Source organism: Segeticoccus sp. (assembly GCF_035708005.1).
In genome coordinates this window covers 1-5,763 of sequence record NZ_DASSTI010000061.1, presented here as the reverse complement: position 1 = coordinate 5,763, position 5,763 = coordinate 1, and the positions used below count along the sequence as shown (strand labels likewise).

The following is a 5,763-nucleotide window of genomic DNA, read 5'->3' as shown; positions in this document are numbered from 1 at the left end:
GCGTCCATCCCGGCCAGCTCGGCGGCCACCGAGATCCCGTACACGCCCTTGTCCGGGTCGACCGGGCTCACGGGTTCGCCTCGCTGGATACCCCGGCCGTGGTCAGCAGCGGCGCGTCGGCACGGGCGGCGGTCTTGTCCGATCCGGGACGGGTGCCCAAGTCACCTGCGGCGGTGTGCGTGATGGCGGGGCTGGCGCGGCGCGCGGTCAGTTCCACCGCGACGTGCCCACGGCCACAGCCGGGGCACAGCACCGCGCCGGGTGCGGTGGGATCGGGGCAGGGCAGCCCGTCGTGGAAGTAGTAGTCCCGGTCATGGCCGTGCCCGTCCTCGACATGCTGCACGTCGTAGTCGGCCGACCAGCTCCGGCCGCAGCCGCCGCAGGTGAAGGCGAGTCGCTCCACCGACACCTCCTTGAGGATCATCGCAAGCCACCTCTTCCTTCCGTGAAGATTTTGCTCTGAGGCTCTTGCCTCAGTATCCCACCCGTGCTATATGAAATCTATACGTACCACCACAGCAAACGTGTGGTCGAGTCAGACTGTGGAAGGAGCGGATCACCGATGGCACAGATGCTGATGCGCACCGACCCGTTCCGCGAGCTGGACCGGCTCACCCGGCAGATGTTCAACGGCAACGGCACCCTGGCCTACCCGGCGGCGATGCCCATGGACGCCTGGCGTGAGGGGGACAGCTTCGTGGTCGAGTTCGACCTGCCCGGGGTGGACCCCGGCGCGATCGACCTCGACGTGGAGCGCAACGTGGTCACGGTCAGGGCCGAACGCCCGGCCCGGCAGGACACCGGCGACATGATCGCCGCGGAGCGGGCCCGCGGCACGTTCAGCCGCCAGCTGGTGCTGGGCGACAACCTGGACACCGACCGGATCGAGGCCGGCTACGACGCCGGCGTGCTGACGCTCAAGATCCCGGTGGCCGAGCAGGCCAAGCCCCGCAAGATCGAGATCTCCACCGGCGACGCTGGCCGGCAGGCGATCAACACCTGACCGAATCCCGCAGGTGGTGTCCACGATGGGGTCCGTCATGGTGGCCACGATCAGCGGTGAGCGCGTCGCCGACGTCGGCACCGACCACGCCGCTGAGGCCGTCGAGGAGGAGTTCTGGGCCTTGATCTGTTCCGATGAGGAGCTGCTGAACGCCGAGTTCGAGGCGATCATCGCCGCTGAGCGGCCCAGCCCACCGGCGCCCGCGGCCGGCCGCCGCGCATACCAGCACCGATGGGGCATGCCGGCGCCAGGCCGCGTGGACGCTCTGCCCCCGGCCGCCCGGCCCGCACACCCCGGCATCGATGGGTGGTCCCGGCAGCGCTCACCCCCGCACGCCCAGTAGTCAAGGGACCGGTGATTCCCACCGTTCCCGGTGAACCGTACGACCAGCAAAGGAGAGGAACCGTTCCACCCTGGAAGGAAAGAGGAGGTGATCGGGTCAGGACCCTTGTCACCGAGTGTCCGGGCGGCTGTTGGTTCCGCGCGCCACGTCTGCTCCTTGCCAAGGCGCCACCACCAGATGGCGTCACGCCCTCACGGCGATCTCGTGTTCTCCGGCGCGCCGGACCAGCGGCCACGCCCATCAACACCGACTCAGGCGGTGCCCCCGACTCGTTGAGGGGCACCGCCTGCGCTGGTGTGCAGTTCCCGTTCCGGTCGGTGACAAGCGATTCGTGACGCGAGAGCGTGATGACGGCCGTGGATCCGGGCGTGGACCTGTACCGGCTGCTGGAGATCGACCCCGGCGCCAGCAGCGCCGAAATCACCCGTGCCTACCGGCGGCTGGCTCGGCGCTGGCACCCGGACGTGGCCACCAGCCCCGGCGCCGCCCACCACTTCGCCAAGATCACCCACGCCTACCGGGTGCTGTCCGACCCGGCCGCCCGCGCCCGCTACGACACCGCCCGCGCCACCACCACGACTGCCGCGCCGTCACGGGCCGGCCCGACCCGCCGCCGTCGTTCGTCTGGCCGGAACAGCCCCTGGCCTCCGCGGGTCGGGCAGGACGCCTCCGGCGGCACCCCGGCCGCGTTCTGGCTGGGTGGACCCAGCTTCTCCCACGCCTTCCCCACCGGCACCGAACCGCGCCCGCCGGACCGCGACGCCAACGTCGAAGGCGAGGTGGAAGTCAGCGTGGAGGAGGCCTACCGCGGCGGCTGCCGCACCCTGACCGTGACCGGCCCCCGCGGAAGCACCGCCGTACCGCTCACCATCCCCCCCGGGGTCGTCACCGGTCAACTGCTGCGGGTGCCCATCGACGCCCTGCCCAGCGGCCACGGCGCACCACCGGTGACCCTGAGGGTGCGGCTGGCCCCACACGCGCGCTACCGCATCAACGGCCGCGACGTCCACACCGACCTGCCGCTGGCGCCGTGGGAGGCCGCGCTCGGCACGGCGGCCACCCTCCAGACCCCCGCAGCGCAGGTACGCCTCGACGTGCCGGCCGGGACCTCCACCGGAGCGGTGCTCACCGCCCCCGGACACGGACTGCCCAACCCCACCGGCCCCGCCGGCGAGCTGCACGCGCACATCCGCGTCGTCGTCCCCCCCACCTGATTCCCTATGGGGGATCTTGTTGTCAAGAGGCTTTCTGCTTGACGCCGGTTTTGGCGTTGTTTGAGGATCTGGGGTGGGGAGGGTCGCCTCGTCGATCGCGTCCGTTGTGGGCGTGCTGAGGGGCCTTCCCCGTCTTGGTCTTTCGGCTGCGGCGCCGGGCGCGGACCTCGGCGGGCACGGTCCACTGTTGGGTGATGATCGCCTTGGCCTGCTCGGGGTTGACCGGCGTGCCGTCGGTGTCACAGATGACGTAGGGCATGCCGCGGCGCAGCACGGTGTGGGCGCGTTCGGCCAGTCGGGCGGCGACCACGCAGCTGGCCTTGAGGTGGTCGGCGCCGCGTTCGACCATCTGGGTGTAGTAGACCTTCGCCAGTTGGGGGTCCTGCTTGCGCGCTGTGTCGGCCGCGCGGATCAACGTCACCCGCAGCAGCCGTGAGCCGGCCTTGCTCATCGGCTGGCCCTTACGGTCGGTCTCCCCGGTCTCGGAGGCGCGCGGAGTCAGCCCGGCGTAGGCCTTGAAGTGGGCGCCGGTGGGGAACCGCCCGGGACGGCCCATGACCGCCGTCACGACAGGGCCGCCGACCTCGGCCAGCCCGGGCAGGCTGCGGGCCAACCCGGCGGGGTCGACCCATCGGTAGGCCTGTTCGCGGTGAGCGGCGTGCTGGGCCAGCTCGGCCTGGGTCGCTCGCAGCAGGCGGACCTCGGTGGCGACCTCGGCGGCCAGGTCGGTGAACGCCACCGCCGGGTGGTCCCCGTACAGCTCGACCGCGGCCGCGGCCGCGGCGCGCCACTGCTCGGCCCGCTCGCTGCCTTGGTGGTTGTGGGAGGCCTTGGCGATCAGCCGGGTCAACCGAGCCCGCCCGGCCGGCAGCAGGGCGCGCGGGTCGGCGTAGCGCTCCAGCACGGCCAGGTCCGCCGCACCGAGGTCACCGGTCAGCGGGCTGAGCGGCATCAGCTGCCGGGTCAGGTCCTTGATCCGCACCTTGTGCTCGCTGGCCGCCCGGGTCAGCCGGTCACAGGCGCGGACCCGCCGGTCCAGGGCCGCCTGCTCGGGTCCGGGCAGCTCCAGCTCGTGCAGGCCGGCCGGGTCCACCAGCGGCAGCCGGGCCAGGGTGTCGGCGTCTATGCCGTTGCTCTTGGCGTGCCGGGAGAAGAACCGGCGCAGGTCGGCCGCCTTGGCGCTGGAGACCCGGAACACCCGGTGCCCGCGGGCGGCGAAGAACACCGCCACCGGCAGCCACGCCGGGCCGGTCGGTTCGAACACCACCTCCAAGACGGTGCCCTCTTCCGCGCCGTGCAGCGCGGCCTGCTCGATCGCGGCCAGGCTGGCCACCGCCGGCTCGCACTTGCGCCGGCACACCTGCCCCAACTGCTCATCGAGCACCCGCACCGTGTGACTGCTCGCGATCCCCAGATCGATCCCGACCAACCGCCTACCCATCAGCGCCTCCTTCGCTCGCACCAGACTCTTCCGTCCCGGCACGACCGCCAGATGACGCGATCGGCCACGGTCCCAAGGGCGGCAAGGCGTCCAAGCGACGGCTCCCACTCATGTGCTGCAAACGAGCCCGACCTCAAGCTGGGCCGGCTCACTTCCCTCATCCGGGGCACCCGTGGCCGGACCAGCGGTGGCAATCAGTCGGACGAGGCGAACCACGACCACACAGGCCGCCGAACCCTCAGAGCGCCTTTCCACGCCACCCACCGGACAAGCCGGGAAGCACCATGCAACCCTCGAGCCCCGAGGCGATCAACCCCGGAACGTCCTTACATGAGCGCCACCCAGTGGCGCCTGTTCACCCAGCTCGCCGCCACCTCCACCTTCCACCCCCGAGACGAGCAGGAGCCTCGACCATGACACTGACCGGCCAACCCGCACCCACCCCCTCCAGAAAACCCGCGGCGAACCCCGACCCCGGCCACGATGCCGAGCCGTCCCAGCAGTTCGAGGGGCTCGGCACCCACCTGGCCGCACTGCTGGCCGAAGCAGAGCGCCGCACCCGAGCAGCCGGTCACGCGCAGCAACCCACCGCCCACCTGCGACGGTGGGTCACCATCGACGAGCAGCGCCGACACACCAGCCGCTGCGACCAGACCGGCCAACGCCAAGCGATCAAACACTGGCGCCCCGAGGCAGCCCTCCTCGAGGACTACCTGAACAAACCCCTACCTCCCGACCCCTTGGGAACCCGTCCACGAAGGCGAATGACCCACGGGGGACTGTCCGGGCAACGGTGTAAGCGGCTCGACACGCCGGCGTAGGTCGGCGGGGAAGGGTCGTGATGACCGAGACACTCGCGGGCATGGGCTCGCTGAAGAAGACCGTGCAGAAGTCCCAGTCACCTGCCGAGGCTGAGCAGGCCGCGGTGCGCGAGCTGGTCAAGGCCGCCCGCGCACGTGGGGAGGACCTGACCGGCCCGGACGGGCTGCTGAAGCTGCTCACCAAGACGGTGCTGGAGACGGCGCTGGATGAGGAGATGAGCGAGCACCTGGGGTATGACAAGCACGCCGTGGAGGGTCGGGGCAGCGGCAACTCCCGCAACGGGACGCGCACCAAGACGGTGCTGACCGACAACGTCGGCCCGGTCCCGATCGAAGTGCCCCGGGACCGCGACGGCAGCTTTGAGCCGCAGATCGTGCGCAAGCGGCAGCGCCGCCTCGGCGACGTCGACACGATCGTGTTGTCGCTGTACGCCAAGGGCCTGACTACCGGGGAGATCAGCGCCCACTTCGCCGAGGTCTACGGCGCCTCGCTGTCCAAGGACCGGATCAGCGTGATCACCGACCGGGTGATCGAGGAGATGCAGGCCTGGTGTACCAGGCCGCTGCAGCCGGTCTACGCCGCGGTCTTCATCGACGCGATCCACGTCAAGGTCCGCGACGGGCAGGTCGCCAACCGCCCGTTCTACGCCGCGATCGGGGTCGACCTGCACGGCCACCGCGACGTGCTCGGTCTGTGGGCCGGCACGTCCGGGTCCGGGGAGTCGGCCAAGTTCTGGATGAGCGTGCTGACCGAGTTGAAGAACCGCGGCGTGGCCGATGTCTTCTTCGTGGTGTGCGATGGCCTGAAGGGCCTGCCGGACAGCGTGAACGCCGTGTGGCCACAGGCCATCGTGCAGACCTGCATCATCCACCTGATCAGGGGCACGTTCCGGTATGCCTCCAAGAAGTACTGGGACCAGATCGCCCACGACCTGCGCCCG

Annotated in this window: 7 protein-coding genes; 5 read left to right on the top strand and 2 right to left on the bottom strand. The window is 70.8% G+C overall.

Annotated features, from left to right (window positions below):
• Positions 1-67: 67 nt before the first annotated feature.
• A complete protein-coding gene (locus tag VFL99_RS06860) occupies positions 68-424 on the bottom strand; it encodes a hypothetical protein (RefSeq protein ID WP_325105590.1) in 357 nt (118 codons plus the stop codon).
• 147 nt (positions 425-571) lie between these two features.
• On the opposite strand from VFL99_RS06860, the gene VFL99_RS06855 reads away from it, so the two are divergent.
• The 3 genes from VFL99_RS06855 to VFL99_RS06845 all read left to right on the top strand — a co-directional run bounded on the left by VFL99_RS06855 (position 572) and on the right by VFL99_RS06845 (position 2,560).
• A complete protein-coding gene (locus VFL99_RS06855; RefSeq protein WP_325105592.1) occupies positions 572-1,003 on the top strand; it encodes an Hsp20/alpha crystallin family protein in 432 nt (143 codons plus the stop codon).
• A 25-nt stretch (positions 1,004-1,028) separates the two neighbouring features.
• Positions 1,029-1,346 (top strand): hypothetical protein, encoded by a 318-nt coding sequence (locus VFL99_RS06850; RefSeq protein WP_325105589.1) that lies wholly within the window; start codon positions 1,029-1,031, stop codon positions 1,344-1,346.
• A gap of 347 nt (positions 1,347-1,693) precedes the next feature.
• On the top strand, positions 1,694-2,560 hold the full coding sequence (locus tag VFL99_RS06845) for a DnaJ C-terminal domain-containing protein (RefSeq protein ID WP_325105588.1): 867 nt from the start codon (positions 1,694-1,696) through the stop codon (positions 2,558-2,560).
• Positions 2,561-2,582: 22 nt separating this feature from the next.
• On the opposite strand, the gene VFL99_RS06840 is transcribed toward VFL99_RS06845, so the two are convergent.
• Entirely contained in the window at positions 2,583-4,001 is a 1,419-nt protein-coding gene (locus tag VFL99_RS06840; protein ID WP_325105587.1) for a transposase, read from the bottom strand.
• Between the two features lie 413 nt (positions 4,002-4,414).
• Between VFL99_RS06840 and VFL99_RS06835 the strand changes: the two genes are divergently transcribed.
• Both VFL99_RS06835 and VFL99_RS06830 read left to right on the top strand, forming a co-directional pair.
• On the top strand, positions 4,415-4,822 hold the full coding sequence (locus VFL99_RS06835; protein WP_325105586.1) for a hypothetical protein: 408 nt from the start codon (positions 4,415-4,417) through the stop codon (positions 4,820-4,822).
• A gap of 20 nt (positions 4,823-4,842) precedes the next feature.
• Positions 4,843-5,763: IS256 family transposase (locus VFL99_RS06830; RefSeq protein ID WP_414713728.1), on the top strand; the 921-nt coding region annotated here is incomplete at its 3' end.